General features: G+C 62.5%; 25 protein-coding genes and 1 pseudogene. 17 read left to right on the top strand and 9 right to left on the bottom strand.

Annotated features, from left to right (window positions below):
- The first annotated feature begins 31 nt into the window (after window positions 1-31).
- Window positions 32-463 (top strand): DUF4174 domain-containing protein, encoded by a 432-nt coding sequence (locus QN219_RS06170; protein ID WP_283998703.1) that lies wholly within the window; start codon window positions 32-34, stop codon window positions 461-463.
- A gap of 22 nt (window positions 464-485) precedes the next feature.
- On the opposite strand, the gene QN219_RS06165 is transcribed toward QN219_RS06170, so the two are convergent.
- Complete coding sequence (locus tag QN219_RS06165) at window positions 486-914, bottom strand: hypothetical protein (protein WP_283998702.1); 429 nt, start codon at window positions 912-914, stop codon at window positions 486-488.
- Between the two features lie 156 nt (window positions 915-1,070).
- Here QN219_RS06165 and dusA point away from each other — a divergent pair, with 156 nt between their 5' ends.
- Entirely contained in the window at window positions 1,071-2,210 is a 1,140-nt protein-coding gene (gene dusA / locus QN219_RS06160) for a tRNA dihydrouridine(20/20a) synthase DusA (RefSeq protein WP_283998701.1), read from the top strand.
- A 557-nt stretch (window positions 2,211-2,767) separates the two neighbouring features.
- On the opposite strand, the gene QN219_RS06155 is transcribed toward dusA, so the two are convergent.
- Window positions 2,768-2,980: a cold-shock protein gene (locus QN219_RS06155; protein ID WP_173513142.1), complete on the bottom strand. Its 213-nt coding sequence runs from the start codon at window positions 2,978-2,980 to the stop codon at window positions 2,768-2,770.
- Between the two features lie 514 nt (window positions 2,981-3,494).
- Between QN219_RS06155 and QN219_RS06150 the strand changes: the two genes are divergently transcribed.
- The 3 genes and pseudogenes from QN219_RS06150 to QN219_RS06140 form a co-directional block, all read left to right on the top strand.
- Window positions 3,495-4,076: a J domain-containing protein gene (locus tag QN219_RS06150; protein ID WP_405052088.1), complete on the top strand. Its 582-nt coding sequence runs from the start codon at window positions 3,495-3,497 to the stop codon at window positions 4,074-4,076.
- A gap of 280 nt (window positions 4,077-4,356) precedes the next feature.
- Window positions 4,357-4,851, top strand: a complete 495-nt coding sequence (locus tag QN219_RS34135) for a hypothetical protein (RefSeq protein WP_405052087.1) — start codon at window positions 4,357-4,359, stop codon at window positions 4,849-4,851.
- A 581-nt stretch (window positions 4,852-5,432) separates the two neighbouring features.
- A pseudogene (locus QN219_RS06140) lies at window positions 5,433-5,677 on the top strand (molecular chaperone DnaJ); the annotation flags it as partial.
- A gap of 57 nt (window positions 5,678-5,734) precedes the next feature.
- On the opposite strand, the gene uvrB reads toward QN219_RS06140, so the two are convergent.
- Window positions 5,735-8,767: an excinuclease ABC subunit UvrB gene (gene uvrB, locus QN219_RS06135; protein ID WP_283998699.1), complete on the bottom strand. Its 3,033-nt coding sequence runs from the start codon at window positions 8,765-8,767 to the stop codon at window positions 5,735-5,737.
- A 167-nt stretch (window positions 8,768-8,934) separates the two neighbouring features.
- Between uvrB and QN219_RS06130 the strand changes: the two genes are divergently transcribed.
- Window positions 8,935-9,933 (top strand): hypothetical protein, encoded by a 999-nt coding sequence (locus tag QN219_RS06130; protein ID WP_283998698.1) that lies wholly within the window; start codon window positions 8,935-8,937, stop codon window positions 9,931-9,933.
- 77 nt (window positions 9,934-10,010) lie between these two features.
- Window positions 10,011-10,364 carry a DMT family protein gene (locus QN219_RS06125; RefSeq protein ID WP_283998697.1) on the top strand — a complete coding sequence of 118 codons (354 nt, stop codon included), beginning with the start codon at window positions 10,011-10,013 and terminating at the stop codon, window positions 10,362-10,364.
- Window positions 10,365-10,400: 36 nt separating this feature from the next.
- On the opposite strand, the gene QN219_RS06120 is transcribed toward QN219_RS06125, so the two are convergent.
- Both QN219_RS06120 and QN219_RS06115 read right to left on the bottom strand, forming a co-directional pair.
- Window positions 10,401-10,991 (bottom strand): hypothetical protein, encoded by a 591-nt coding sequence (locus QN219_RS06120; RefSeq protein WP_283998696.1) that lies wholly within the window; start codon window positions 10,989-10,991, stop codon window positions 10,401-10,403.
- Window positions 10,992-10,999: 8 nt separating this feature from the next.
- Window positions 11,000-11,386 carry an acyl-CoA thioesterase gene (locus QN219_RS06115; protein WP_283998695.1) on the bottom strand — a complete coding sequence of 129 codons (387 nt, stop codon included), beginning with the start codon at window positions 11,384-11,386 and terminating at the stop codon, window positions 11,000-11,002.
- 210 nt (window positions 11,387-11,596) lie between these two features.
- Between QN219_RS06115 and QN219_RS06110 the strand changes: the two genes are divergently transcribed.
- The 8 genes from QN219_RS06110 to QN219_RS06075 all read left to right on the top strand — a co-directional run bounded on the left by QN219_RS06110 (window position 11,597) and on the right by QN219_RS06075 (window position 20,177).
- Entirely contained in the window at window positions 11,597-13,408 is a 1,812-nt protein-coding gene (locus QN219_RS06110; RefSeq protein WP_283998694.1) for a methyl-accepting chemotaxis protein, read from the top strand.
- 315 nt (window positions 13,409-13,723) lie between these two features.
- The gene (locus QN219_RS06105) at window positions 13,724-14,221 is read left to right on the top strand and encodes a Kazal-type serine protease inhibitor domain-containing protein (RefSeq protein WP_289624075.1); all 498 of its coding nucleotides are present in this window, start codon (window positions 13,724-13,726) and stop codon (window positions 14,219-14,221) included.
- Window positions 14,222-14,481: 260 nt separating this feature from the next.
- Window positions 14,482-15,723, top strand: coding sequence for an extensin family protein (locus QN219_RS06100; protein ID WP_283998692.1), 1,242 nt, complete (start codon window positions 14,482-14,484; stop codon window positions 15,721-15,723).
- A gap of 249 nt (window positions 15,724-15,972) precedes the next feature.
- Complete coding sequence (locus QN219_RS06095) at window positions 15,973-16,794, top strand: sulfite exporter TauE/SafE family protein (protein ID WP_283998691.1); 822 nt, start codon at window positions 15,973-15,975, stop codon at window positions 16,792-16,794.
- A gap of 133 nt (window positions 16,795-16,927) precedes the next feature.
- The gene (locus QN219_RS06090) at window positions 16,928-17,818 is read left to right on the top strand and encodes an MBL fold metallo-hydrolase (protein WP_283998690.1); all 891 of its coding nucleotides are present in this window, start codon (window positions 16,928-16,930) and stop codon (window positions 17,816-17,818) included.
- A 13-nt stretch (window positions 17,819-17,831) separates the two neighbouring features.
- Window positions 17,832-18,164, top strand: a complete 333-nt coding sequence (bigR, locus tag QN219_RS06085) for a sulfite-sensing transcriptional repressor BigR (protein ID WP_283998689.1) — start codon at window positions 17,832-17,834, stop codon at window positions 18,162-18,164.
- 328 nt (window positions 18,165-18,492) lie between these two features.
- Window positions 18,493-19,419, top strand: coding sequence for an ABC transporter ATP-binding protein (locus tag QN219_RS06080; RefSeq protein WP_283998688.1), 927 nt, complete (start codon window positions 18,493-18,495; stop codon window positions 19,417-19,419).
- The gene (locus QN219_RS06075; RefSeq protein ID WP_269283244.1) at window positions 19,416-20,177 is read left to right on the top strand and encodes an ABC transporter permease; all 762 of its coding nucleotides are present in this window, start codon (window positions 19,416-19,418) and stop codon (window positions 20,175-20,177) included. The genes QN219_RS06080 and QN219_RS06075 overlap by 4 nt, the downstream gene beginning before the upstream one ends.
- Window positions 20,178-20,185: 8 nt before the next feature.
- On the opposite strand, the gene QN219_RS06070 is transcribed toward QN219_RS06075, so the two are convergent.
- From QN219_RS06070 to QN219_RS06060, 3 genes are all read right to left on the bottom strand, one after another.
- Window positions 20,186-20,887 carry a TIGR02281 family clan AA aspartic protease gene (locus QN219_RS06070; protein ID WP_283998687.1) on the bottom strand — a complete coding sequence of 234 codons (702 nt, stop codon included), beginning with the start codon at window positions 20,885-20,887 and terminating at the stop codon, window positions 20,186-20,188.
- Window positions 20,884-21,105, bottom strand: coding sequence for a DUF1289 domain-containing protein (locus QN219_RS06065; RefSeq protein ID WP_283998686.1), 222 nt, complete (start codon window positions 21,103-21,105; stop codon window positions 20,884-20,886). The genes QN219_RS06070 and QN219_RS06065 overlap by 4 nt, the downstream gene beginning before the upstream one ends.
- A 173-nt stretch (window positions 21,106-21,278) precedes the next feature.
- Window positions 21,279-22,067, bottom strand: coding sequence for an adenosylcobinamide-GDP ribazoletransferase (locus QN219_RS06060; protein ID WP_283998685.1), 789 nt, complete (start codon window positions 22,065-22,067; stop codon window positions 21,279-21,281).
- Window positions 22,068-22,311: 244 nt separating this feature from the next.
- Here QN219_RS06060 and cobT point away from each other — a divergent pair, with 244 nt between their 5' ends.
- Window positions 22,312-23,328, top strand: a complete 1,017-nt coding sequence (cobT, locus tag QN219_RS06055; RefSeq protein WP_283998684.1) for a nicotinate-nucleotide--dimethylbenzimidazole phosphoribosyltransferase — start codon at window positions 22,312-22,314, stop codon at window positions 23,326-23,328.
- A gap of 275 nt (window positions 23,329-23,603) precedes the next feature.
- Window positions 23,604-24,017: a diacylglycerol kinase gene (locus QN219_RS06050; RefSeq protein ID WP_283998683.1), complete on the top strand. Its 414-nt coding sequence runs from the start codon at window positions 23,604-23,606 to the stop codon at window positions 24,015-24,017.
- 24 nt (window positions 24,018-24,041) lie between these two features.
- On the opposite strand, the gene QN219_RS06045 is transcribed toward QN219_RS06050, so the two are convergent.
- Window positions 24,042-25,577 (bottom strand): HAMP domain-containing sensor histidine kinase, encoded by a 1,536-nt coding sequence (locus QN219_RS06045; RefSeq protein ID WP_283998682.1) that lies wholly within the window; start codon window positions 25,575-25,577, stop codon window positions 24,042-24,044.
- Window positions 25,578-25,682 lie beyond the last annotated feature (105 nt).

Below are 25,682 nucleotides of genomic sequence, written 5' to 3'. Positions count from 1 at the left end.
GAGGATCTTCTGTCGCATTAGGAAAGCAAAGATGTGGACGAAATCACTTGTTGCCGAAATTCTCGGCGAACCGTCGCTGTCGCAGACCGCCGGCAGCAGTCTGGCACAATTCGAATGGAGGAACCGCGTCATCGTCATCTTCTCCGACCTGACGAACGAGAAGGCGGCGCGGCAGGAGAAGCTGCTTCTTGCCAAGCACCGCGAACTTGCACGCCATGATGTTGTGGTCCTGCGCGTGCGGGACGGCTGCGTCGTACCCCTCTACGGAGCGGGCGGCGACCTCGACGCACGCCAGATCCGCGAAGATCTGGACGTGAACGAGGTTCGCGACTTCACGGTTGTGGTCGTGGGAAGAGATGGATCGGTGAGACTTCACGCAAACGAGCCGAAGAAACCGGATGAGCTTTTCGCTTTGTTCGAGGGAGGCAACGCGGCGCCGAACCGCCATGCGCCCGAGGGTTGATGCGGAACGCAGCCGCGGGAGGTCAATGCAACGTCCTTGAAGCCGCTGTCGAGACGCCTTGCTTCATTTCGGCGTCCAAGCGCATGGCCATCACATAGTCCTCGGTCAATTCCATCAGGGCCAGCGCGATCTCCTGCCACGTCCAGCCTTCGCTTTCGGCCAAGGCGATCAGCAGGTGGAAATCGTCATCCAGCGCGCGTTGGCATTCAAGATCGCGGTCGGGATGATCGTGGCCGATGTTTTGTGCAAGCGCTTTAGGCATTGTTCCTCCTTGCTCCGAAAAGGAACTCCGGGAGCATCCGGGTGGTTCCATCGTGGCGAGCCCTTTTCCTGGAGAATACGTGACGGATGGCGGAATGGTTGCAGCAGCCGGCGCGCGGTTGGAAGAGCCAGCGGCCCGTCGCGCGAACACCGGGAAGGTGCCGAACGGAGTGTCGCTTACCGGCGGCATTCAGCGACGGCTGCAGTCTCGCTTTACCTGGATTTGCGCGGTATAAGACCGCACCCTAATTCTGCACTGCCGCTTCGATATGGCTCCGGCCGCGACAGATCCGTCCTGGCGCCTGGGCATCGTGCGAACCGATAAGACGTGAGAGACTTGCCGTCAATGGCTGACAATCCGGGAAATGCCCGATACTTCAAGGCGCCCATCTTCGCCGTGGCGCCGATGATCGATTGGACAGATCGTCACTACCGCTTCTTCGCGCGGCAGCTGTCGCGCCATGCGCTGCTCTATACGGAGATGATCGTCGCCGACGCGATCCTGCGGGGCGACCGCGAAAAGCTGCTCGGCCATGACGCCTCGGAGAACCCGGTCGCCTTGCAACTCGGCGGCAATGATCCCGCGAAGATGGCGGAGGCCGCGCGGATAGGCGAAGGCTTCGGCTACGATGAGATCAACATGAATGTCGGCTGCCCGTCCGACCGGGTGCAGTCGGGCACCTTCGGCGCCTGCCTGATGCAGGAGCCGGCGCTCGTCGCCGAATGCGTCGCGGCGATGAAGGCGGCGGTCAGTATTCCCGTCACAGTCAAATGCCGCATCGGCGTCGACGACCAGGACCCGGAACTGGCGCTGCGCGAACTCGTCGCACGCGCGAAGGATGCCGGCACGGATGCCGTCTGGGTGCATGCGCGCAAGGCCTGGCTGCAAGGCCTGAGCGCCAGGGAAAACCGCGAGATCCCACCGCTCGACTACGGCCTCGTGCATCGGCTGAAAGCGGAACACCCGAATCTTTTCATAGGCCTCAACGGCGGTCTTCAGACACTGGATCAGGCGCTCTCGCATCTGGATCGCCGCCTGTTGCCGCCCGGTGCGGCCATCGCCCCAGCCCTCGAAGTCGAAGCTGGACAAGCGCTGGACGGAGTCATGCTCGGCCGCGCCGCCTATCACGACAGCGGCCTCCTGACCGCTGCCGACGGTTATTTCGCCCATCCTCTGACAGGTGCCGCGCCGGACCCGATCGAGCCGAACACCTTCTCCGATCGCCACCATCGCCTGTCGCTCGATTTCTGGGCCGGCATGCGCGACGCGATGGCGGACTACGCCGCCACCCATATTGGCAGCGGCGGGCGGCTGATCCACGTCACCCGGCACATGGTCGGCCTTTTCCAGGGCTGGCCCGGCGCCCGGCGCTACCGCCAGATCCTTTCCGCCGAAGCCACACGCAAGGGCGCCGGTCCGGAGGTGATCCACGCCGCCTTCGACGCCGTGTTCGAGGCTGCGACCGCGAGGCAGGCGGCGGAGTAGGGTACGGGCCGGTCTTTCTGGCCCAACGTCCCGCTCCTCATTTCTGTGCTCGTCGCAGGAAACCAGTGCGCCCAACTGCGCGAAATGCCTAGGCTGGAGCCATCAGTACCCCCTCTGCCCTGCCGGGCATCTCCCCCACAAGGGGGGAGATCGGCCCGAAGCACAGCCCTGCCCGACGGGAAACCGAACCCCATGAACGCCGAATTCAACGATGCACAGTACTCAATTGGTTGAGCGGGACATCGCCGCTTGCCGATCTCCCTCCTTGTGGGGGAGATGCCCGGCAGGGCAGAGGGGGGTGGCGCCCAGACCAACTCGCAGATGTGCCCCCCGCGATCGTCTCTACGATCCAGTGGATCGCTTTTCGCCATGAGCACACGAATCCAGACCTTTTTGGTCGAGCGAATCATTCAACAACGCGGACGCCGTGGCTGGATTCTTGTGACACAGGAAATGAGGGCAGGATCGCGTGATGCACTCTTCGTAAGCGCCACCCAACAAAAAAACGGCGCCTCTTGCGAAGCGCCGTTCTTCAAATTCCGTCGGAAACGTCCGGCTTAGAGAGCCTGGAGGTTGACGGCCTTCGGGCCCTTGCCCATGCGATCCGGCTCGGTGTCGAAGGCAACCTGCTGGCCGTCCTTCAGGGTTGCGAGGCCGGCGGCCTGAACGGCGGAGATGTGGACGAATACGTCCTTAGCGCCGCCGTCCGGCGTGATGAAACCAAAGCCCTTGTCCTGGTTGAAGAATTTTACGATGCCCTTGGTGGCCATGGAAGAAGTCCTTTTCCTTCAGTCTGTCTTTTTTGCCGCAACCCAGCGCTTCAATAACACGTATCGGCTGCTGCAGGTAGTGTCCGCGCCCCCGGAGGGATGCGAACGGGTCGTCTTCAGTGCTATCGGCACTGAAAGGCGTCGAGTGGTCACGATATCGGGGAAAAGACGTCTACGATGCCGCTTGCGGCAGTCCCGGCGAATGGCCGGGCTCAAACGAAAGTCCAGTCTCCGGGATTGAAAACGCCCGAACGGTTTAGAAGTGGCAGTATTCGCGAAAAAAGGCAAGCGGAGAGTTTCTGGATGCCGCAACATCGGCCGCAACGCCTTGCCTCCGGCCGGTTGCGTGGTTTCCCTCGAACGCGCGTCGATCAGGAAATGTCGTGGATTGCCTCTTTCTAACCACATTTTCGTCCCGACGCTCGGCTGCAACCGCCGTGGGCTTGCTGCGGCCGCAGCGAACCGGTAGGTCTGAACCGGAAGGAATATCGCAGTTAATGAACGGGTGCCCCGCGTGATCGATCCCTATGTCCTCCTCGGAATTGAGCGCGACGCCGACGAGCGGGCGATCCGGACTGCCTATCGAAAGGCGGTGAAGACCGCGCATCCCGACCGCGGGGGCGATGCCGAGCAGTTCGGCAAGCTGCAGGCGGCCTATGATCTGCTCAAGGATCCGGTGCGGCGCAAGGTCTATGACGACACCGGCTACGATCCGCAGCTCGCCGACCCCAAGGACCTCAAGGGCCTGATGATGCTCGAAACGCTGGTCAACGATTTCATCCTCGACGAGCGCGAGCCCGGCAGCTTCGATCCCGTCGCGGCGATGCGGCGCAAACTCTCCGACGATATCGTCAAGAACCGCTTCCACATCCTCGAACTCGAGCGCCACCGCTCGCGTGTGCGCAAGCATGTCGACCGCCTCGGCCGGCGGCCGGAGACCGACGTGCTCGGCTCGATGCTCCGCGCCCGCAGCCAGTCGATCGCCGAGGCGATCAAGAACGCCGAGGCGCAGATCGAGGCGATCGAGCAGGCGTATCAGATGCTGGAGGGGTATTCGTATGAGCTGGAGGCGATCGAGGTGAAGGCGGCGGAGTAGGGGCAGGGTCGTTTCGATGTAAACGCGATAAACTCGTCCGCCTGGCCGCAGGAGCATGGCTCCGACGGGCCGCTCCGTCCTGTGTCTCGCGCGGTCGTTGCGTCGTTCGCCATGGCCCGCCGCTTCAAGGCGGCCTTTCTTTGATGGAAATGCGATGCGCGCTGGAGGGTATGTTTCAAGACGGACAGCCGGGTGATTAGCGGACCAAGCCCGGCGTCAACGTCGAGACCCGCTCCCTCCGCTGCATTTTGGGAACAGTGATGAGCAATTCGCGCCAGCCGTGATCGGCCGGCGCGACTTGCCCGTTCATCTGGCGTGGGCGTCGATCTCCCTAATCCTGATCGTCGGCGTCGCCGTCACCGCCGCCATCGCCGGGATCACGGTCACCGTTGTCCGGATCATCGTCGCCGTCGCCGGGGTCAGCGTCGCCGTCGCCGGGGTCATCGCCGCCGTTGTCGGGATCATCGTCGCCGTTGTCGGGATCATCGTCGCCGTTGCCGGGATCTTCGCCGCCGTTGTCGGGATCATCGTCGTCGTCGCCGGGACCATCGCCGCCGCCGCCGGGATCGCCACCACCGCCGCCGGGATTACCGCCACCGCCGCCGGGATTGCCACCGCCGCCGCCGGGATTGCCACCGCCGCCGCCCGGATTGCCACCGCCGCCGCCGGGGCCACCACCACCGCCGCCTGGGCTGCCGCCACCGCCGCCACCATCGCTACCGAAGCCTTCGGTGGAGGTCGTGGAGAAGGGGTTCCCAATAGCCGCCGTAGATAGCGGCGGACATTGGTTGATTTGGTCGGTTGTCAGGATATCGGCTCTGTTCCGAGCCACGCAGCAGGCCTCGTAGTTCGCCTCTGTCAGGGGGCTGCACTGTTCAGCCGTGAGTATCGGGCCCTCAAGGGCCTGGGCGCGTGCGGGAACCGCTGCCGGTGTTAAAAAACCGACCGACATCAGGGCCAGGCCGGTGCTCTTTAAAAGTACATCTCGGGTTTTCATGTTTCTCTCCCTAATTTAGTGAGCACTTAAATTCGCAACTCGCGGGAATGTTCCCTAAAAAATCAGGGGTTTTTGGAATCCCATGCTGCGCGGCAGTACCGGAGGTTTTCAGAGGGCTGTGAGAAGATCGCGAGCGCGCATGATCGTGCGTTTCTCACCCATGAACCGCGATGTGCTCGTCGAATCGAGATCGGCCGTGTTGCAGGCACAACACCGGGCCTTCGGTGCGGAACTGTGCCGGGGCAAGTGTTTCTGGAAGTAAGTTACGGATGTTCTCCCTCTTTCAGCGGGAGGTGCCCTGATAGGGTAGAGGAGGCGCTCGGCAGCGCAGGGTTTACGCCGGCCGCCGGCTATAATCGCGGCTCGCCGACCCCAAAAATCTCAGGGGCCTGATGATGCTCGAAACGCTGGTCAACGACTTCATCCTCGACGAGCGCGACCCCGGCACCTTCGATCCCGTCGCGGCGAAAACTCTCCGGACGATGTCGTCAAGAACCGCTTCCACATCCTCGAGCTCGAACGCCACCGCTGACGCGTCCGCAAACACCTCGACCGCTTCGGCCAGCGGCCGGAGACCGACGTGCTCAGATTTATACTCATTGCTTGAGCATTTGGACGAATTTCGCACTGTGCAGTAGAGCGCTGTAACCAACAAGCAATCTCACCGTCCCGGCCGCCCCGTCTTGCCTTTCGTCCGGCCCTTGCGTCGCTTCTCCTCCGCCGGATCCTCGTAAGACCCAGCACCCGGCTTCGCCCGCACTAGCGGCTTCTCCGGAACCTTCCCGGCCACCGGCTTTTCCGTCCGGCCGACGGTCATCTCGTCGAGCGTGTTCTTGCGGAACAGCGATTGCTCGCGAGCCGATTTGCCGGCAGGCACGGCCACGTCGCGGCCCATTTCGTCGAGGTCGGGCTTGCGGAAGAGCGGGCGTTCGGTGTCGGTACCCGGGCCCATGTTGTCGAGCGAAGGCTTGGCGAAGTAGCTCCCCGGCTTATCCCCCTCTGTCCTGCCGGACATCTCCCCCGCAGGGGGGGAGATTGGGCTGGGGGCAACCTTGCTGCCTCGCTTCCCAGCTTCTGCACTCCGCGCCTCTTCTCTTCGTTTCCCTGTCGCGCCTTCGGCGCTCCTCGCCTCTTCGCGCGCCATCGGATCGTCCAGCGCGGCAAGTTCCGCCGCCTTGAGGCGCTTGATCTCGTCGCGGAGGCGCGCGGCGGTTTCGAAGTCGAGGTCGGCGGCGGCGTCGCGCATCTGTTTTTCCAGCGCGTTGAGATGCGCCTGCAGATTGTTGCCGACGAGGTGGCCGCCGTCGGCGAAGCCCTTGCCGGAGATGCCGGAGATGTCGGCGCGGACGTGGTCGCGTTCGTAGACCGAATCGAGGATGTCGGAGATCTTCGCCTTCACCGATTCCGGCGTGATGCCGTGTTCGAGGTTGTAGGCCATCTGCTTTTCGCGGCGGCGGGCGGTTTCCTCCATCGCACGGCTCATGGAGCCGGTGATGGTGTCGGCATAGAGGATGACCTTGCCGTCGACGTTACGGGCGGCGCGGCCGATCGTCTGGATGAGCGAGGTTTCCGAGCGCAGGAAACCTTCCTTGTCGGCGTCGAGAATGGCGACGAAGCCGCATTCGGGGATGTCCAAGCCCTCGCGCAGGAGGTTGATGCCGACCAGCACGTCGAAGGCGCCGAGGCGGAGGTCGCGGATGATCTCGATGCGCTCCAAGGTGTCGATGTCGGAGTGCATGTAGCGCACCCGCACGCCCTGTTCATGCAGGTACTCGGTGAGGTCCTCGGCCATGCGCTTGGTGAGCACGGTAACGAGGGTGCGATAGCCGGCGGCGGCCGTCTCGCGGATTTCTCCGAGCACGTCGTCGACCTGCGTCTTGGCCGAGCGCACTTCGACCGGCGGGTCGATGAGGCCGGTCGGGCGGATCACCTGTTCGGCGAAGACGCCGCCGGACTGTTCCATCTCCCAGCCGCCGGGGGTGGCCGAAACCGCGATCGTGTCGGGGCGCATCGCGTCCCATTCCTCGAAGCGCAGCGGCCGGTTGTCCATGCAGGAGGGCAGGCGAAAGCCGTATTCGGCCAGCGTCGCCTTGCGACGGAAGTCGCCGCGATACATGCCGCCGATCTGCGGAATGGTGACGTGGCTTTCGTCGATGAAGATCAGCGCGTTGTCCGGAATATATTCGAACAGCGTCGGCGGCGGCTCGCCCGGCTTGCGGCCGGTCAGGTAGCGCGAATAGTTCTCGATGCCCTGGCAGGAGCCGGTGGCTTCGAGCATTTCGAGGTCGTAGCGGGTGCGCTGCTCCAGCCGCTGCGCCTCGAGCAGCCGGCCGGCGCGTTCCAACTCGGCGAGGCGGAAGATCAGTTCGTCCTTGATCGCCTTGATGGCGGCATTCAGCGTCGGGCGCGGCGTCACATAGTGCGAGTTGGCGTAGATTTTTACCGATTTCAGGTCGCCGGTCTTCTGGCCGGTCAGCGGATCGAACTCGGTGATCGAGTCGATCTCGTCGCCGAACATGGAGATGCGCCAGGCGGCATCCTCCAGGTGGGCGGGGAAGATCTCGATGGTGTCGCCGCGCACGCGGAAGGAGCCGCGCTGGAAATCCATGTCGCGACGCTTGTATTGCTGCGCCACGAGGTCGGCCAGCAATTGCCGCTGGTCGAGCCGGTCGCCGACACTCATCTGGAAGGTCATCGCCGTATAGGTCTCGACCGAGCCGATACCGTAGATGCAGGAGACCGAGGCGACGATCACGACGTCGTCGCGCTCGAGCAGCGAGCGCGTCGCCGAGTGGCGCATGCGGTCGATCTGCTCGTTGATCGAGGATTCCTTCTCGATATAGGTGTCCGAGCGCGGGACATAGGCTTCCGGCTGGTAGTAGTCGTAGTAGGAGACGAAATACTCGACCGCGTTGTCCGGGAAGAAGTTCTTGAACTCCGAATAGAGCTGGGCCGCGAGCGTCTTGTTCGGCGCGAGAATGACGGCCGGCCGCTGTGTGGCCTCGATCACCTTGGCCATGGTGAAGGTCTTGCCCGAGCCGGTGACACCGAGCAGCACCTGGTTGCGCTCGCCTGTCGCAAGCCCGTCCACGAGATCGGCAATCGCCGTCGGCTGGTCGCCGGAGGGCTGGTACTCGGTCACCATCTTCAGCGAAATGCCGCCTTCCGATTTTTCCGGCCGGGGCGGGCGGTGCGGCGTCCAGAGCTTGCCGTCCTTGAACAGCGGATTGCCGCTCTCGATCAGCCTGGAGAGCGCCTCGACGGTGGCAGTGACGCCGGAGCCTGCGTTCAGTTTGTCGGCATCCTCCAGTGCGACATCGAGGCCAGCGACCGGATTAAGCCCGGCGGCGGCGCGCGTCTTCGGGTCGGTCGAGCCGCCCATGGAAGTGCCGCGGGCGGTCTTTCCGCCGACGATCTCCGCCTTGCCCTTGCCGCCGCGTGCTGCGTCGGCCGGCTTTTCCTTGGCTGCCTTCTTGGATGCAGCGATCTCTACCTTCTTGCGATGCTTGCCCGCCTTGGAGGCGACCTCGCGCTGGCTCTCGAAGGCGCTGGCCTCCGCCTCCGCCTCGAGCTGCTTCACCCAGTCGGAAACATTGCCGGACAGCGGCGTGCCGGAAAGCGGCGCCTGCGGGGCTTCTTCGAAACCGCTGGGTGCCGACGGCTTCTTTCGGGGATCTTTCGGGGAATTTGCCATGGCCGGAATATGGACAGAGTCAGGTCGAAAGAAAAGGGGGAATGAGTACAAAAGGGAAACGAAGCTGGTGTTTTTCCGGTGGCTTTAGTGGCCGACGCATGCACGCGGCGATTGCGCCGCCACATGGGCTGTGCAAGATCGTTCGGGATCGGTTTCCGGAGGCAAGGGTGGAAGCGACGCAACAAAACACGGCCAGAACTGCTTTCGACGAAATCGCCCTGGCGCCGAGCGGCGAAATCCTGGCGAATGTCCGCGCAGCGGTGGAAGAATACAATGCCGCGAGGGTGCTGTACCAGGAGAAAGCGCGCCGGCGGAAATGGGGGATGCTCGGTCTCTACGCGGTGGCCTGCGCGACGACGTTCTTTTCTCTCGATGAGCAGATCACGACGCAATACTTTGATTTGATCTGCGTAACGGCGGTGATCGGGGGATTTGGCGTTTTGGGTTGGGCGCAGCATCCGGTGAGAAGGGCAAGGCAGGCCTTGCGCGATCGAATTCTGCCGCAGATCTTCGGGTTTGTGGGCGCCGTCGAGTATAGCCACGGTGTAAGGCCGCCGTTTTCACATGCCTTCGACAGGCTGAAGCTCGCGCTTTACGACAGCGATGATTACGGCGACATGATCACCGGCGTCTACGAGGGTACGAATTTTGCCGTTGCCGAGTTGAACCTCCGCCACGGCAAGACGCCCGTTTTCCGTGGTGTCCTGCTGCACGTGCGTTTGCGCAAGACCTTTCCCGGCCGGCTGATCGGAATCGAGCGTCCAAGCCTGCCGGAGCGTTTCGTTCGGATCTTTACGCTTGATCATTGGACCGTTGTTCCGACCGGCAGCCCCGAGCGCGACGGCGCGCATGAGTTTCGCTCCGACAACCCGGCGGCGGCCGAAGCGGTGCTGCGCGGGTCCCTGCTGAAGGCGCTGCAGTACCTTTCCGAGACGTGGCCGGCCGGTACCGTCCGCCTGGGCCTCGCGAACAATGATTGCTTCCTGCTTATTCCGACGAAACACGACTTCTTCGAATTGCCTGACATCGGAGAGGAGATCGACTGTGAGCAGCATCCACTGCGAATGATCCGCGAACTTCTCGTACTGCTCGCGACTGCGAAACTCGCAGGCCAGATTGGTTGGGAGGGGCTTTTACCCGGGGAGACCCTGGAAAGCGCGGATTGAGCACGGTGAGCCGCTTGCGGTGGCGATCTCGATCGGCTCATCCTCGGGCAAATGATTCGCGCTCTCCCGAGGTCTTCATGCCCTTCGCCATCAATCCCGCCTATGTCTGGCCGGTGCTGCTTCTGCTTCTCTCCAACGTCTTCATGACCTTTGCCTGGTATGGTCACCTGAAGTTCACGTCCTCACCGCTCTACATCGTCATCGTCGCAAGCTGGGGCATCGCCTTCTTCGAATACTGGTTGGCCGTGCCGGCCAATCGCATCGGCCATTCGGTCTATTCGGCGGCGCAGCTGAAGACGATGCAGGAGGTGATCACCCTCACCATCTTCGTCATCTTCTCGATCTTCTGGCTGAAGGAATCGATCGGTTGGAATCATGTCATCGGCTTCGCGCTGATCGCCGCCGGCGCCTCGTTCATTTTCAAGGGGTGAGGGCGGTTCGCAATTTGCCGCTCATCCTCGGCGCGATCAGCTAAGCAGGTCGAAGGCGCGATAGATCCAGGTCAGTTGGTAGAGCAGGCCACCGACGAGGAAGATCGCGTGAAAACGCCTGTTCGGCGTCCAGGCGGCGGCGACGCACAAGATGATATAGGTGGCGTTGCGCAGCGGATATTCGAAGCCGTAGCTTTGGAAGTGGGCTTTGCCCTTGAGAGCCGTATCGAGGAGGTCGACCGCGAAGGCGAGCGCGAGGAAGCCGAAGAACCACGCCCGCCGCGACAGGAAATATTCCTCGTAGCCGGCATACTCGTCCAGCGAGGTCGGAAAGAGCAGCACGCAGAGAAAGAAGTAGATGCAGGCGTAGAGGACGACAAAGAGATAGACGCTGAAATCGATCACTGCGAGCGAGTGCAGATAGTATTCCCACCACCAGAAATGCAGCAGGAATACGAACATGAACAGCGCCCAGCCAAGATGGATCCAGTAGACCTTGGTCTTGCCGGGGTGCTGGACGAAAAGTGCCACGCCGCTCAGGAGTCGGGCCAGGCTGAGGCTGATGATCATGCCCATGACGACGCGAATATGGGAGAAGATCGCCGGATCCGGCGCGGGCGCGTCCATCCGGCTGCCTATTCTTCAGGTACCGGCGTCGGCTTGCCGGCGGAATCGAGCGCCACCATCACGAAGATCGCGTCCGTGACCTTCTCCATGACATGGGAGAGGTAACGCTGTGCCCAGGCCTCTACCTTCAAGGTCATCGACGTGCGTCCGACCTTGACGATGTCGGTATAGATGCACAGCGTGTCGCCGATCTTCACGGGCATGGCGAAGGCCATTTCCTTGACCGCCGCCGTTACCACGCGGCCCCTGGCGCGTTCGGCGGCGCGGATGCCGCAGGAGAGGTCCATCTGGGCCATGACCCAGCCGCCGAAGATATCGCCGGCGGCGTTGGCGTCGGCCGGCATGGCGAGTGTGCGCAAGGTAAGCTCGCCGTTCGGCTTCATCGCTTCGGTCATCCGCCTGTCTCCTGTTGTCGAACAAGATCTACCGCATGGCCGGCGGGCAAGGAAAGAGCACTCACCGACAATTCCGCGAGGACGCGCGCGCTCGGGAGGCCTCCAACGGTTTTCAAGTCGTTAATTGAGCACCGCGAAAATTAGTGATCCTTTGTTAGGGGCTTTGCAAAGACATGCTCTTATCCTGCAGTCTCAAAGTGGAGGCTGGGGATGAGAAAATTTCGGATTTCGGCGCGTCTCTACGCGCTGGTTGGGTTCGCGCTGCTGACAATGGCGGCGGCATTGACGTTTAGTCTGGTTCAGGCGCAGGACAAGCTGGTCGCGGAGCGCAAGGCAATGCTTTCCGCAATGAACGAGAACGCCGTCACGGTGTTCGACGCCTATTACAAGCAGGAGCAGGCCGGAACGCTTTCGCGCGAAGAGGCGCAGAAGCGAGCCCTCGAAGCCGTCAAGGCGATGCGCTATCAGGGCAGCGGCTATTTCTGGGTCAATGACATGCATCCGACCATGGTCATGCATCCGATCAAACCGGAGCTTGACGGGGCGGACCTGACGGCCAACAAGGACCCGAACGGCAAGTATCTCTTCGTCGAGTTCGTGAAGACGGTAAAGGCCCACGGCAAGGGTTTCGTCGACTACTACTGGCCGAAGCCGGGTGCCGAGGAGCCGGTGCTGAAATATTCCCATGTCGCCGGCTTCGAGCCCTGGGGCTGGGTGGTCGGCACGGGCGTCTATGCCGACGATCTCGCCGCGATGTTCCGCGAGCGCGCCTGGCAGATGGCCGGCATTCTCGCTGCAGCGGCATTGGCGATCCTGATGGCGGCGCTGGCGATCGTGCGCAGCGTCGTGCGCCCGGTCGAGAAGCTGAAAGTCTCGATGCAGGCGATTGCCGACGAGGATTTGTCCTCCGATGTGCCGGAAACCGATCGCGGCGACGAAATCGGCCAGATGGCGAAGGTTCTGGTCGTACTTCGCGATTCGGTCAGGGAGCGGCTCGAATTGCGCTCGCGAGAGGAGGAGCAGCAGCACAGGCTGAATGCGGAACGGAGCAGCAACGAGGAACGCCAGCGTGCCACCGCCGAGGCGCAGGCGGATGCGATGGACACGATCGGCGCGGCGCTGGAGCGGCTGGCGAGCGGCGACCTGACTGCCGAAGTCGAGCAGATAGCTCCGGAATACGCCAAGCTGCAGAAAGACTTCAACACCGCTGTCGCGGCGCTTCGCGATGTCATCGGTGCCATCTCGCAGTCGACCGAGGTCGTCCACGGCAGCGCTGGGGATATTTCCGAGGCGGCCAACAACCTGTCCCGCCGCACCGAGCAGCAGGCGGCTGCCCTCGAAGAGACAGCGGCAGCGCTCGACGAGATCACCTCTACCGTGCGCCATGCTTCCGACCGCGCCCACGAGGCGCGCGACATGGTCAACGAGACGAAGGCGAGCGCGGCGAAATCCGGCGGCATCGTTCGCAATGCGATCGACGCCATGGGGCGGATCGAAGCATCCTCCAGCCGGATCAGCCAGATCATCGGCGTGATCGACGAAATCGCCTTCCAGACAAACCTGCTTGCGCTCAATGCCGGAGTCGAGGCGGCGCGGGCGGGCGAGGCGGGCCGCGGCTTCGCCGTTGTCGCCCAGGAAGTGCGCGAGCTTGCCCAGCGCTCGGCCGGGGCCGCCAAGGAGATCAAGGATTTGATCGGCGCCTCGGTCAAGGAAGTGGGCGCCGGAGTGGAACTGGTGCGCTCGACCGGCGATGCTCTGAAGGAGATCGAAACCCTGGTCAATCGCGTAAACGAGCAGGTCGCATCGATCGCGACGGCCTCGCGGGAGCAGGCGACGGGCCTTCAGGAGGTGAACACCGCCGTCAACAGCATGGACCAGATGACGCAGCAGAATGCCGCGATGGTCGAGGAAACTACCGCCGCAAGCCAGACGCTGGCGCAGGAGAGCCGCGAGCTGAAGGTGCTGCTCGAGAAGTTCTGCCTGCAGGAGAATCGTCGTGCGGCCTACGGCAGGGCGGCCTAACTGAGAAGAAGACTTTCTGCAAAGACTAGCCCGCGTTCAAACGGACGCGGGCTTTTTCATGCGATCACCATCCTATCGACGGTTGTATGTGAGGGCGCGGAACTCGCGGGACTTGACGTATCGTCATTGGCGGCGTCAGATGGCGTGAGGGAGGGGACTGGCCGTGGCAGGCCGGTCGCTTGGGGCCAAAGCAATGCCAGGAAAAGCGTAACGGTTCCCCAGGGGAATCGTGTTGTTGCCGAGCGTTAGATCTGGAGGAGTATACCTGTGTCGCTTCTCAAGCTTTTCATCCCGAGGTCGTGCTCTGTCATCCTTATGGGGATCGGCTTTCTATCAGCCTGTACGGTCGTCGTTGACGAACCGCGCCCCGGCCCGAGGCCCATCCGCCCAGGGCCAATCTGCACAATGGAATTCGACCCGGTATGTGGTGAACGCGGCAATCGCCTGAGGACCTTCCCAAATGCGTGCCAGGCGCGGGCCGACGGCTTCCGGGTGATCCATCGCGGTCAATGCCGTCCCGCTAGTCGCCCTCCGGTGCAGCAGGCCTGCACACGTGAATTTGCGCCGGTTTGCGGTCAGCGCGGTCCGCGAAGGCAGACCTTCCCGAATGCCTGCACGGCACGTGCGGAAGGATTCAGGATAATCGCGTCGGGTGAATGCCGCGGTGGTGGTCTTGCTACTGCGCCACAGGCCTGCACGATGGAGTTTGCCCCCGTCTGCGGCGTGCGTGGCGGACGCATGCGCACCTTCCCAAATGCTTGCGAGGCCGGCGTTGGCGGGTTCAGTATCATCCATCGCGGAGAATGCCGCTGACTGCCCGTCCGGTGTCGATCTGGCATTTTATGGCCCGCGTTCAAATGGATGCGGGCCATTTTATATCAACTCGCGGCATTGACCGCCGGATCTGATATGGCGCCGGAAAGGCTTCATTTACCCTGTTTGCATAAAGTCCGACCGAGATCCGATTTTTTCAGCCGTGCGCCCGTTTGACGACACAGGCGGCAGCGACGGTTTAGGGACGGCGGCGCATCGACAAGGCTTCGGTTTTGTCGTGGATGAAGGCGACAGTGAGTATGGCGTATGTTTCTCTTCTCCATCGACCGTTGACCGCGCTGGCGCTGTCCGCTTCCCTGGTCGCCTGCACCACCGACGTGCTCGCGCCGTCGGCCAGGGTCGACAGCGGCGCCCGTGTCAGCGCCATAGAGCCCATGCGTGCCGACAACCGCCCGCGACAGGAGATGGCCGCCGCATATCCGTCAGGCGAACCGGTCGCGGCCTCCAGCGGGAATGTCGTTCCCGCCAATCCCAGCGCACAGGCGAACCGCGACCTGCCGATGATCGACAGCGAACCGGTGCCCACAGCGGAGACGCAGACGGCAAGCGCCGCGCCAATGACGATACCCCCCGCAGGCGTCAATATGGACGCGATGCTCGGAGTTGAGCCCGTCGTCGGGCTTGCCGAAGAGCAGAGCAACGAGATTGCCGAGGGCAACGCCAGCCAGCCGGTGGTCGCCGGCATCGGCGAGGACAACCTGCACCAACTCGGCGGATCCGCGGGGCGACCGCCCGCATCCGAGCCGAACCTCGGCTACGACCCCGACCTGCCGCCGCTGGCGCCGGAGCAGATCTCGGCGGAGGAGGCGAAAAGGCCGCGTTACATCGAGCGGCGACGGACTGTTCAGCCCACGCAGGAACCGCAGCAGGTCGCGTTCCTGCCGCGTGTGCGCAATCCGATGTCCGAGCCGGAATTCACCGGCGAGATGCCTCGCTCGGAAATTGCCTGTCGCCAGCGCCTGAAGAAGCTCGGCGTCGTCTTCCGCGATGTTCCGCGCATCAGCAACGGGCCGTCCTGCGGCATCGATTATCCGATCGAGTTGAGTGGCCTTTCCGGCGGTATCGGCGTGAAGCCGGCGGTGAAGCTCAACTGCCACGTGACCGAAGCCTTCGCCAAATGGGTCAAATACGAACTCGCACCGTCTTCGCGCTACCGCTACTGGTCCGGCGTCAAGACGATCAAGCCGCTCGGCGGCTACTCCTGCCGTACGATGAACTCGCGTCGCGGCAATCCGATGTCCGAACATGCGCGCGGCAATGCCATCGATGTCGGTAAGTTCGTTCTGAAGAACGGCAAGGAGATCGACGTCCGCAGGAAGGGCTTCTTCGCCTTCCGCGAACGTGGCCTCCTCAAGGCCGTGCGTTCCGACAGTTGCAAATATTTCAACACCGTGCTTGGCCCCGGCAGCGACCCGTTCCACAAGGACCATTTCCACTTCGACCTGAGGACGCGCAAATCCGGCTATCGGCATTGCGACTAAAAGGCCGCGCGTTCAAGCGAGCGCACAAGGCCAGCTCTATCGACGATTGCAGGCGAAAAAAAGAGGCCGGCGGGGAAGCCGGCCAAACCCGGAGAATAGGGGGAGACTCCGGAGTGCAAATCACGGGGAGCGAGGGGCTCCGCGCAGGGTGAAAGTGATTGAAAAGCATCACCGTTTCATGACAGTGATGGACAAGCAGCCCTGATCCGGATTCCTCGTTGCCGGATTCCAGCAAAATCGAGTTTCTTCATGCCGCCTGTCTCGGAATTGGTGATGTTTGCACTGGCGCTGGCGGCGGCCGGCGTCGTTGCCGGCGTGCTCGCCGGCCTCTTCGGCATCGGTGGCGGGGCGATCCTCGTGCCGGTCTTCTACCAGGTTTTCGGCCTGCTCGGCATCGATGACGCGGTCAGGATGCATCTTTCCGTCGGCACGTCGCTTGCGATCATCGTTCCGACTTCGGTCCGGTCGTTTTTGTCGCACTACCGTCGCGGCGTGGTCGATATGGATCTGTTGCGCAACTGGATCGTGGCGGTACCGCTCGGCGCGATCCTGGCCTCGGTGATCGCAGCCCATGTCGGCAGCGAGACATTGCGTCTGATCTTCGCAGTGATCGCGCTCGCCCTGGCATTCCGGATGATCTTCAACCGTGCGAGCTGGCACATCGGCACGGATCTGCCGAAGAACCCGATCAAATGGCTGGTCGGAGTCGGGATCGGCATTCTTTCCGGTCTCATGGGGATCGGCGGCGGCGTGCTCAACAACACCTTCATGACGCTGTACAACCGGTCGATTCATCAGGCGGTCGCCACGTCCGCCGGCGTCGGCGTGCTGATCTCGATTCCAGGCCTGTTCGGCTATGTCTGGGCGGGGTGGGGCGAGGCGGGCCTTCCGCCGCTTTCGACCGGCTTCATCAACTGGATCGCGGTGGCGCTGATCATCCCCATAACCTTGCTCGTCGCGCCGCTCGGGGTGCGGCTTGCCCATGCCATGGGCAGACGACAGCTCGAGGCGGGATTCGGGATTTTCATGGTGCTCGTCGCCATCCGGTTCTTCTACAGCCTCTACGGCTGACCGGAACGAAACGTCACGCCTTCGATGCGTTGTGCACTTGGCCACCGTCACGCCGCCGGTGGCGGTTTGTTTGCTCAGGCCCACAATATATAATGTACTTAATCATATATTATATGACTTTATGGAGGCGATCATGCCTGCAAACCTCATTGCAAAACCGGAGGTCAAAGGCTTCTACGAGTGCCGGACGGGAAGCATCCAGTATGTTGTTTCCGATCCGGCGACGAAGCGCTGCGTGATCATCGACCCCGTGCTTGATTTCGACGAGAAATCGGGAGCGACGGCGACGGAGCAGGCGGACCTGATCCTCGACTACGTCACCGGCAACGATCTGACCGTCGATTGGATCCTGGACACCCATCCGCACGCGGACCATTTTTCCGCCGCAGCCTATTTGAAGGGAAAGACCGGCGCGCCGATCGCGATTGGCGCCGAGATCCGCCAGGTGCAATGTCTCTGGAAGAAAATCTACAACTGGCCGGAGCTGGCAGCGGACGGCTCGCAGTGGGATCATCTCTTCGCCGATAGCGAGCGCTTTTCCGTCGGTTCCATCGAAGCCTATGTCATCCATTCACCGGGACACACGCTGGCGTCCGTGACCTATGTCATCGGCGACGCGGCCTTCGTGCATGACACGATCTTCATGCCGGACAGCGGCACTGCCCGGGCCGATTTTCCGGGCGGCGATGCGCGTCAGTTGTGGCGCTCGATCAATGCGATCCTTGCCCTGCCGGACGAGACCCGCGTCTTTACCGGCCATGACTACCGGCCGGATGGCCGCGAAGCACGCTGGGAAAGCACGGTCGGCGAAGAAAAGCGCTGCAATGCGCATGTGGTCGGCCTGACGGAGGACGACTTTGTTCAACTGCGCCAAGCGCGCGACAAGTCGCTGCCGATGCCGAAGCTGATCCTGCATGCGTTGCAGGTCAATATTTGCGGCGGTCGACTACCGGAGCCGGAGTCGAACGGTGCGCGCTACCTGAAGTTTCCGCTGAATGCGCTGCTGGGCGCGACGTGGAACTAACGGGAGAATGACGATGGGTACCGTGATGAAATTGCGAAACGTGCGCCCGGACATGAGCGTGCGGGCCGGTGAGGCGGCGATGCTGCTGAAGACGCTCGCCAACCAGAACCGACTGATGATCGTCTGCACGCTTGTCGAAGGAGAACACTCGGTCGGCCAGTTGGCGGAGATGCTTGGCATCCACCAGCCGACCTTGTCGCAGCAACTGACCGTGCTGCGGGAGGCCGGCGTCGTGGCGACGCGGCGCGACGCCAAGCAGATCTTCTATCGTCTCGCCGAGGAAAAGGCCTCGCGGCTGGTGATGGCGCTTTACGAGATCTTCTGCCGCGAGAGCGGGAAGCGTTGAGTATTGGAATGCGCTTGCAGGCGGATGCCGATCCGCCCTTTCGGGGCGGCGCTGATGCGGGCGAACGCTCGCCGCGATATTCGCGGATGGCGATATGTTGCGCCCTCATTGCCGCAAACTTCCTGGCGCGATGCGGCCCCAGGTGACGTAGCGGTTCGCTGAACCACTTTGTCGAAAGTGCCGTCCGCGTCTGCGACAATCGCCGCGAATGCGATCGGTTTACGGTGTGTCGCAGGGAATTTTGCCCTGCATGGGCTGCAATTCCCCGTGAATTGGCCCATATAGAGCGGCATCCTGCCACTCCTGCACCATTCCCGGATCCCTTCGCATGGCGCCCATCGTTTCCGTTTCCAATCTCTCGAAGACCTATGCATCGGGCTTCAAGGCGCTGAGGGGCGTCGATCTCGATATCGAGCAAGGTGAAATCCTTGCATTGCTCGGGCCGAACGGCGCAGGCAAGACGACGATGATTTCGATCATCTGCGGCATCGTCAATCCAAGCGAAGGCGAAGTCACCGTCGGCGGCCACGACGTCGTGCGCGACTTCCGCCAGACGCGGGCAATGATCGGCCTTGTGCCGCAGGAACTTACCACCGACGCTTTCGAGACTGTGTGGAATACCGTCTCCTTCTCGCGCGGGCTGCACGGCAAGAAGCCGGATCCCGCCCATATCGAGAAGGTGTTGAAGGATCTGTCGCTCTGGGACAAGAAGGACAACATGTTGCGCGAGCTCTCGGGCGGCATGAAGCGGCGCGTGCTGATCGCCAAGGCGCTCTCGCATGAACCGCGGGTGCTCTTCCTGGACGAGCCAACGGCCGGCGTGGACGTCAATCTGCGCAAGAGCATGTGGGACGTCGTCAGGCGGCTTCGCGCTTCCGGGGTGACGATCATTCTGACCACGCATTACATCGAAGAAGCGGAAGAGATCGCAGACCGGATCGCTGTTATCAACGGCGGGGAAATACTGCTGGTCGAGGACAAGGCCGCGCTGATGACGAAGCTCGGCCGCAAGCAGTTGCGCGTCGATCTCGCCCAGCCGCTGGACCGCCTGCCCGATACGCTATCCTCCTACAACCTGACGCTCGAGGGCGACGGCAACTGTCTGATCTATGACTACGACACGAGCGCCGAGCGGACCGGTATCACCTCGCTGCTCGCCGCGCTTGCCGAAGCGGGTATCCGGCTCAAGGACATTTCCACGCGACAAAGTTCGCTGGAGGACATTTTCGTCGAGATCGTGGGGGCAGAGCGATGAACATCGAGGCAGTCAAGTCGATCTATTTCTTCGAGATGGCGCGTACGCGCCGCACCCTGCTGCAGAGCGTCGTGTCGCCGGTCATATCCACCTCGCTTTATTTCATCGTTTTCGGCGCGGCGATCGGCGCACGTATTCAGGAGATCGACGGCATCTCCTATGGCGCCTTCATCACCCCCGGCCTGATGATGCTGACGCTTTTGACGCAATGCATCGGCAACGGTTCCTTCGGCATCTATTTCCCGAAGTTCACCGGCACGATCTATGAAGTGTTGTCGTCGCCGATATCGATGGTGGAGATCGTGCTTGGCTATGTCGGCGCGGCGGCAACCAAGGGGCTCATGATCGGCACGATCATCCTGGCGACTGCCTCGCTCTTCGTCGATCTTTCGATCGCCCATCCCTTCGTCATGCTGTTCTTCTTCGTGCTGACGGCGGTGACGTTCAGCCTGTTCGGCTTCATCATCGGCATCTGGGCCAAGGATTTCGAACAGCTTAACCTGATCCCGATGCTGGTCGTTCCGCCGCTCGTCTTTCTCGGCGGCAGCTTCTATTCCATCGACATGCTGCCGCCGTTCTGGCGCGCGGTCAGCCATTTCAATCCGGTGCTCTATCTGATCAGCGGCTTCCGCTGGAGTTTCTTCGAGATTTCCGACGTCAATCCGGTCGCGAGCGCCGTCATCATCCTCGTCTTCCTGACGCTCTGCATGGCGGTGCTGACCTGGATCTTCCGGACCGGCTACAAACTTCGCAACTGACGGTTGGACTAGTCGCGCAGCCTGAGCTCGTCCGCGCGCATCTGGAGGAAATCGAGGGTCGAAATGAAGCTCATGCCGAGGAGGCTGCGGTCGAGTCTTCCTTCCGCCGCGACCATTGCTTGGATATTCCGGCGCTCGATCGGACCGATGGCAATGTCCGACAGGGTGACTGGAGCGGCGAGCGCCCGGCCATTCGCCGTCATGACCGTCACGGTGTAGCTGAGGTTCGCCGGATCGAGACCGATCCTTTCGGCGTCCTCGTAGGTGAGCGCGACGCTGCTCGCGCCGGTATCGACCAGCATGCTGATGTTGTGGCCGTTGATCCTGGCGTCGGCGGCGAATTGGCCGTCGAGACGGCGCTGCAGCACCACCTCCTGCTGTCCCTCGCTGTCGGTAATCACCATCGCCCGTCCGGGCATCAGGCCCGCCAGCAGCCTGTCGCCGACCAATCGCAGTTCGAAACGGTAGACATAGACGGAGACCAGCGCGAGGGCGATCAGGAACCAGATGAAGATCTGGCGCAAGCCTTCGCCCAGGCGTCCCCGGCTGCGCAGGATGCCGGCGCTCAAAAGCGTGGCGAGGGCGCCGAGCGCAACAAGGCGCCCGAAATCATCATTGTTGATGCCGAAGGTTTGGCCGCTCTCATGGTTGATGATCAGAAGCGCAAGGCCGACCGCGAGGATTGCCAGCAAGAGTATCAGACGATTCATGCGCCGCTTCGTTCCCGCGCCATGCGCGACCGGCGCGTCTCGCGCCGCGGCTTGCGCTCCACCGTGTCGAGCCGCGCGGGCAGCGCCACCATGATGCTGTGCCGTTCCGCATCGGTATAGAGCGTCCAGGCACCGATCTCTTCACGCGTGCGGCCGCAGCCGAAACAGTAGCCGGTTCTTTCGTCGATCGAACAAACGAGAATGCAGGGGGATTCCATGGTCCAGGGCTTACTCTGTTTTGTGCCGAAGTGGTTCGCTGCCAGTATCCCGTTTTCACTCGGACCTGCTGCACGTTTCCTTAAATCGATTTAAGGATAAAAACATGCAGCAATTCAAAGTGCTGTCCTTTGCGCGTCTAATCAAGACGCGGCTCTAAAACAATATTGGCGTTTCAGATCGCCAGCGCAAGGGCGCCGAGAATGGCGATCTCGGTCAACTGCTGCGTCGCGCCGATCGTATCGCCAGTATGGCCGCCGAGCTTACGGGACGCGATCTTTCCAAAAGCCTTTACGGTGAGCGCGAAGGCGGCAAGCGCGAGCAGCACCGCGATGGCGGGAACGCCGGCCGCATAGAACAGGAGTAGCGAGAAAAGAACGGCAGATCCGAGCGCTGCAGACGTCGCGCGCGGATCGGGCGTACCGGCCGATGCGGCCACTCCGTCGCGGCGCGCAGCCGGCAGGCGCGACCAGTGCCAGACCATGGCGCCGCGGGTCAGGGCGCTCACGGCGAGGAGCGCGAGCCCCGCGTCGACCGCTCCGAGCAGCGGCAGGAAGGACGCGAGCGCCGAGACGCGCAGACCGACGGAAAGGATGAGCGCCAATGCGCCATAGGTCCCGACGCGGCTGTCCTTCATGATCGCAAGCGCGCTTTCGCGGTCGCGGCCGCCGCCAAAGCCATCGGCGGTGTCGCCGAGGCCGTCCTCGTGCAAGGCTCCGGTCACGAGCGCCTGCACGGTAACGACGAGAAATGCCGTGAAGAGCGAACTCATGTGAAGCGCAATCAGAGTTGCCGCCAGAAGGGCGGCGGGCAGGGCGATCAGCATGCCGGCGAAGGGAAAGGCGCGCACCGCACGTTCGAGCCGCCCGTCATGATCGACGAAATGGCGCTGCGGCATAGGGATGCGGCTGAGGAAGGCGACCGCCCGCGCCACGTCGTCCCAGAGATCGCCGATATATGTCATTGCCCCTCCCGCGGCCCCTCTGTAGCGCCGCGCGGCGCGCAAAGGACGCTGTAGTGCTTTGAATCGCTGCATGTTCTTATCCTTTAATCGACTACGATTTAAGGAAACATGCAGCAGGCCGAATCGTCGCGCTTCGCCCGATCATGCTCCGGCGACAGCGTCTGGCGCAAATGTCGTTGCCGGACGCGGTCCCAGGCTCTATGACGTGCGCCAAACCGACGCTTCTTACCTGCAAGGATTCTCCATGAGTGCCAGCGGCCTTCCGTTCGATGATTTCCGCGAATTGTTGCGAAACCTGCCGGGCCCGGATTCGGCGGCGCTCGTGGCCGCGCGCGAGCGGGATGCGCAATTGACGAAGCCGCCGGGCGCGCTTGGACGTCTCGAGGAAATCGCTTTCTGGCTCGCCGCCTGGACCGGCCGCGCGCCGGCAGTCACCCGGCCGCTGGTCGCGATCTTCGCCGGCAATCACGGTGTGACCCGCCAGGGTGTAACGCCCTTTCCACCGTCGGTGACGGCGCAGATGGTGGAGAATTTTGCAGCCGGCGGCGCGGCGATCAACCAGATTTGCATCAGCCATGATCTTGGCCTCAAGGTGTTCGATCTCGCGCTTGACTATCCGACCGGCGACATCACGGAGGAGGCTGCCCTTTCCGAGCGCGACTGCGCGGCGACCATGGCCTTCGGCATGGAGGCGATCGCCGGTGGAACCGATCTCCTCTGCATCGGCGAGATGGGGATCGGTAACACGACGATTGCGGCTGCGATCAATCTCGGCCTCTATGGCGGCACTGCGGAGGAGTGGGTCGGACCGGGAACAGGTTCGGAAGGCGAGGTACTGAAGCGCAAGATTGCCGCAGTCGAGAAGGCTGTGGCGCTCCATCGCGACCACTTCTCCGATCCGCTCGAATTGATGCGACGTCTCGGTGGCCGCGAGATCGCCGCCATGGCCGGCGCGATTCTCGCTGCGCGCGTGCAGAAGGTTCCCGTGATCATCGACGGTTACGTCGCGACGGCGGCGGCGGCGATTCTCAAGGCTGCCAACCCGTCGGCACTCGACCATTGCCTGATCGGCCATGTTTCCGGCGAGCCTGGACATATGCGGGCGATCGAGAAGCTCGGCAAGACGCCGCTCCTGGCGCTCGGCATGCGGCTTGGCGAAGGCACGGGCGCCGCGCTTGCAGCGGGCATAGTGAAGGCGGCGGCCGCCTGCCACAGCGGCATGGCGACCTTCGCCCAGGCCGGCGTCAGCAACAAGGAGTGAGTGGTCCGCGGCCGCTCCTCGGCGGCAAGGCTGCGGCAAATCGATCCCGAATTGGTGGAACCCTGCGGCAGCCTTGTTCTTGGCGCGACCACGTGCCACCGTTGCTGTCGATTGGCCGTCAGGCCCGGAACGCTCCATCCTGGAGGGCTTGATGCGAGCGGGCCGCTCTCCTATCCAAGGGGCATGCGATCGGCGATAGGCCTTAACCTGGGCTGCCTTGCATTCGCCTCAATCGCAATGTCGTAGCTGCCGCAGTTTTGAGCTGTCGAGATAAAATGGACGTCAACAACACCACCCCCCGTAACGGCAAGCCCGGACCTGTCGGCAAGCACACCGGTATCCGGCATCTCTTTGCTGCCGCCAGCTATTCGCTGGGCGGTGCGAAGCGGCTGATCGGGGAAGCGGCGTTCCGGCACGAGCTCATCGCCTTTGCGATTGCCATGGTCGCCTTCGCCGTCGCAGACGCGACGCTGTTTCAATACGTCGCGATGGCGATTCTCTTCCTGCTGATGATGGCTTTCGAGGCGATCAACACGGCGATCGAGGAGATCGTCGATCGCGTCTCGCCGGAAATCTCGGAAATGGGCAAGAACGCCAAGGATCTCGGATCCTTCGCCTGTCTCTGCCTGATCCTGGCCAATGCGGCCTATGCCTTTTATGTGGTGTTCCTGGCCGGATTCATGAACTGAAGCAGGCGCAGAGTGCATAACCGATCAGGCGAAGCTCTTGCGGCGCCGCGCAGGGGCGGGGACATCCTCGACTGGCGGGAGGCTCTCGAGCACGCGACGTGGCGGCAGGATGGCGATCGCTTCGGTGCCTTCACGGAGCTTCGAACGCAGGATGAACTGGCCGTTGTGCTTGGCGAGGATCGCCTGAACGATCGGCAGGCCGAGGCCGGTGCCCTGTTCGGCGCTCTTGATCGCGATCGAGCCCTGACCGAAGGCGGAAAGCACGATCGGGATTTCCTCTTCCGGGATCCCCGGACCGTTGTCCTTGATCGAGAGATATTGTCCGCCGCCGGCGGTCCAGCCCACCTTGACGGTGACCTCGCCGCCCGACGGAGTAAACTTGACCGCGTTCGAAAGCAGATTGAGCGTCACCTGGCGTATTGCTTTCTCGTCGATCCACACGGCAGGCATGCCCAGCTCGAATTGCTCACCGATCGTGATGTTCTTCGACCGGGCGCGAAGCTGCACCATCCCGATGCAATCCTCCGCGATGTCGACGAGATTTACCGCCTCCTCGTTGAGGTCGTATTTGCCGGCCTCGATGCGCGAGAGGTCGAGGATCTCGTTGATGAGGTTGAGCAGGTGCTCGCCGGACCGGTGAATGTCGGACGTATATTCCTTATAGGTCGGGTTGCTGAGCGGCCCGAGCACTTCGGTCGACATGACCTCGGAAAAGCCGAGAATGGCATTCAGCGGCGTGCGCAGCTCATGCGACATCGAAGCGAGGAAACGGGATTTTGCGAGGTTGGCTTCCTCGGCGCGGCGGCGGGCTTCGTCCGACATGGATTTCGCGACTTCGAGTTCCGCGATGAGGTCGTCCTTTTCCGACTGGACGGAAAGAATATGAACGTTGGCGCGGTTCATCCGGCCGGTCATGAAGACGAGGAACACGAGCGAAAGCGAGAGGATGCCGGTGAGGCCAATGTCGACAGGGTTGCCGACCGTCACCGACGAGAAGGCGAGCGCGCCGACAACCGGCAGGAACGTGTAGAGCAGCGCGTTGCGCAACAGGAAGGTTCCCATGGCGGTTGCCGCGAGCGCAACCAGCAGGGTGGTGCCTTCGAAGAAGCCGAAGCGGATGTCGCCGCAGGAGGCGCAGTCCTGTATGGCGAAAGTCGCCCAGCAGAGCCCCATCAGCACCTGGCCGATCAGGAAGCGGCGGCGCCAGACGACGACCTTGTCGGCGCCGATATCCTCCCGCTTCGCCTTGCGGGCGAGGAATACCATAACCGCATGGGCCGACAGCGCCATCAATGCCCAGGCGAGAATGCCCAAGTCACCGGTAAGATAGACGCCGGTGGCCGCAATCAGCGCGACAAGCAAGGGCAGGGCGATCGCGCCATGCAGAACGGAGTCGATGTGGAGGAGAAGCATTTCCCGCTCGAAGCCGGACGGAGCGGACGAGCCTGTTTGCAGCCGCGCGCGCGTCGCCCGGACGGTCTTCGAAACGGCCTTGTTTCGATGACTGCGCGACTTGTCGACAATGATCTTATCTGTCGATGTGCTGACGGCGATACTCATGCTCTTGATCGAGGGATTGTGTGCAGCTTGCAGTCTAGGATGCAATCCTTAAGAAGTTGCTGCCCGGCATGAAGGAATCGAAAACCATTGTGGCGCGATTGCGTT

The organism is Sinorhizobium sp. 8-89, from assembly GCF_030124325.1.
GTDB lineage: Bacteria > Pseudomonadota > Alphaproteobacteria > Rhizobiales > Rhizobiaceae > Sinorhizobium.
Note: the sequence above shows the minus strand (reverse complement) of the source record. Positions and strands in the feature narration are given on the sequence as shown.

Coding starts and splice junctions, on each gene's coding strand:
- QN219_RS06170 (WP_283998703.1), top strand. CDS start 32: ATGTGGACGAAATCACTTGTTGCCGAAATTCTCGGCGAACCGTCGCTG.
- QN219_RS06070 (WP_283998687.1), bottom strand. CDS start 20,887: ATGAATCGTCTGATACTCTTGCTGGCAATCCTCGCGGTCGGCCTTGCG.
- uvrB (WP_283998699.1), bottom strand. CDS start 8,767: ATGGCAAATTCCCCGAAAGATCCCCGAAAGAAGCCGTCGGCACCCAGC.
- QN219_RS06155 (WP_173513142.1), bottom strand. CDS start 2,980: ATGGCCACCAAGGGCATCGTAAAATTCTTCAACCAGGACAAGGGCTTT.
- QN219_RS06065 (WP_283998686.1), bottom strand. CDS start 21,105: ATGGAATCCCCCTGCATTCTCGTTTGTTCGATCGACGAAAGAACCGGC.
- QN219_RS06090 (WP_283998690.1), top strand. CDS start 16,928: ATGCCTGCAAACCTCATTGCAAAACCGGAGGTCAAAGGCTTCTACGAG.
- QN219_RS06165 (WP_283998702.1), bottom strand. CDS start 914: ATGCCGCCGGTAAGCGACACTCCGTTCGGCACCTTCCCGGTGTTCGCG.
- QN219_RS06060 (WP_283998685.1), bottom strand. CDS start 22,067: ATGACATATATCGGCGATCTCTGGGACGACGTGGCGCGGGCGGTCGCC.
- QN219_RS06095 (WP_283998691.1), top strand. CDS start 15,973: ATGCCGCCTGTCTCGGAATTGGTGATGTTTGCACTGGCGCTGGCGGCG.
- QN219_RS06050 (WP_283998683.1), top strand. CDS start 23,604: ATGGACGTCAACAACACCACCCCCCGTAACGGCAAGCCCGGACCTGTC.
- QN219_RS06080 (WP_283998688.1), top strand. CDS start 18,493: ATGGCGCCCATCGTTTCCGTTTCCAATCTCTCGAAGACCTATGCATCG.
- QN219_RS06125 (WP_283998697.1), top strand. CDS start 10,011: ATGCCCTTCGCCATCAATCCCGCCTATGTCTGGCCGGTGCTGCTTCTG.
- QN219_RS06110 (WP_283998694.1), top strand. CDS start 11,597: ATGAGAAAATTTCGGATTTCGGCGCGTCTCTACGCGCTGGTTGGGTTC.
- QN219_RS06115 (WP_283998695.1), bottom strand. CDS start 11,386: ATGACCGAAGCGATGAAGCCGAACGGCGAGCTTACCTTGCGCACACTC.
- QN219_RS06045 (WP_283998682.1), bottom strand. CDS start 25,577: ATGAGTATCGCCGTCAGCACATCGACAGATAAGATCATTGTCGACAAG.
- cobT (WP_283998684.1), top strand. CDS start 22,312: ATGAGTGCCAGCGGCCTTCCGTTCGATGATTTCCGCGAATTGTTGCGA.
- QN219_RS06100 (WP_283998692.1), top strand. CDS start 14,482: ATGGCGTATGTTTCTCTTCTCCATCGACCGTTGACCGCGCTGGCGCTG.
- QN219_RS06075 (WP_269283244.1), top strand. CDS start 19,416: ATGAACATCGAGGCAGTCAAGTCGATCTATTTCTTCGAGATGGCGCGT.
- bigR (WP_283998689.1), top strand. CDS start 17,832: ATGGGTACCGTGATGAAATTGCGAAACGTGCGCCCGGACATGAGCGTG.
- QN219_RS06105 (WP_289624075.1), top strand. CDS start 13,724: ATGGGGATCGGCTTTCTATCAGCCTGTACGGTCGTCGTTGACGAACCG.
- dusA (WP_283998701.1), top strand. CDS start 1,071: ATGGCTGACAATCCGGGAAATGCCCGATACTTCAAGGCGCCCATCTTC.
- QN219_RS06120 (WP_283998696.1), bottom strand. CDS start 10,991: ATGGACGCGCCCGCGCCGGATCCGGCGATCTTCTCCCATATTCGCGTC.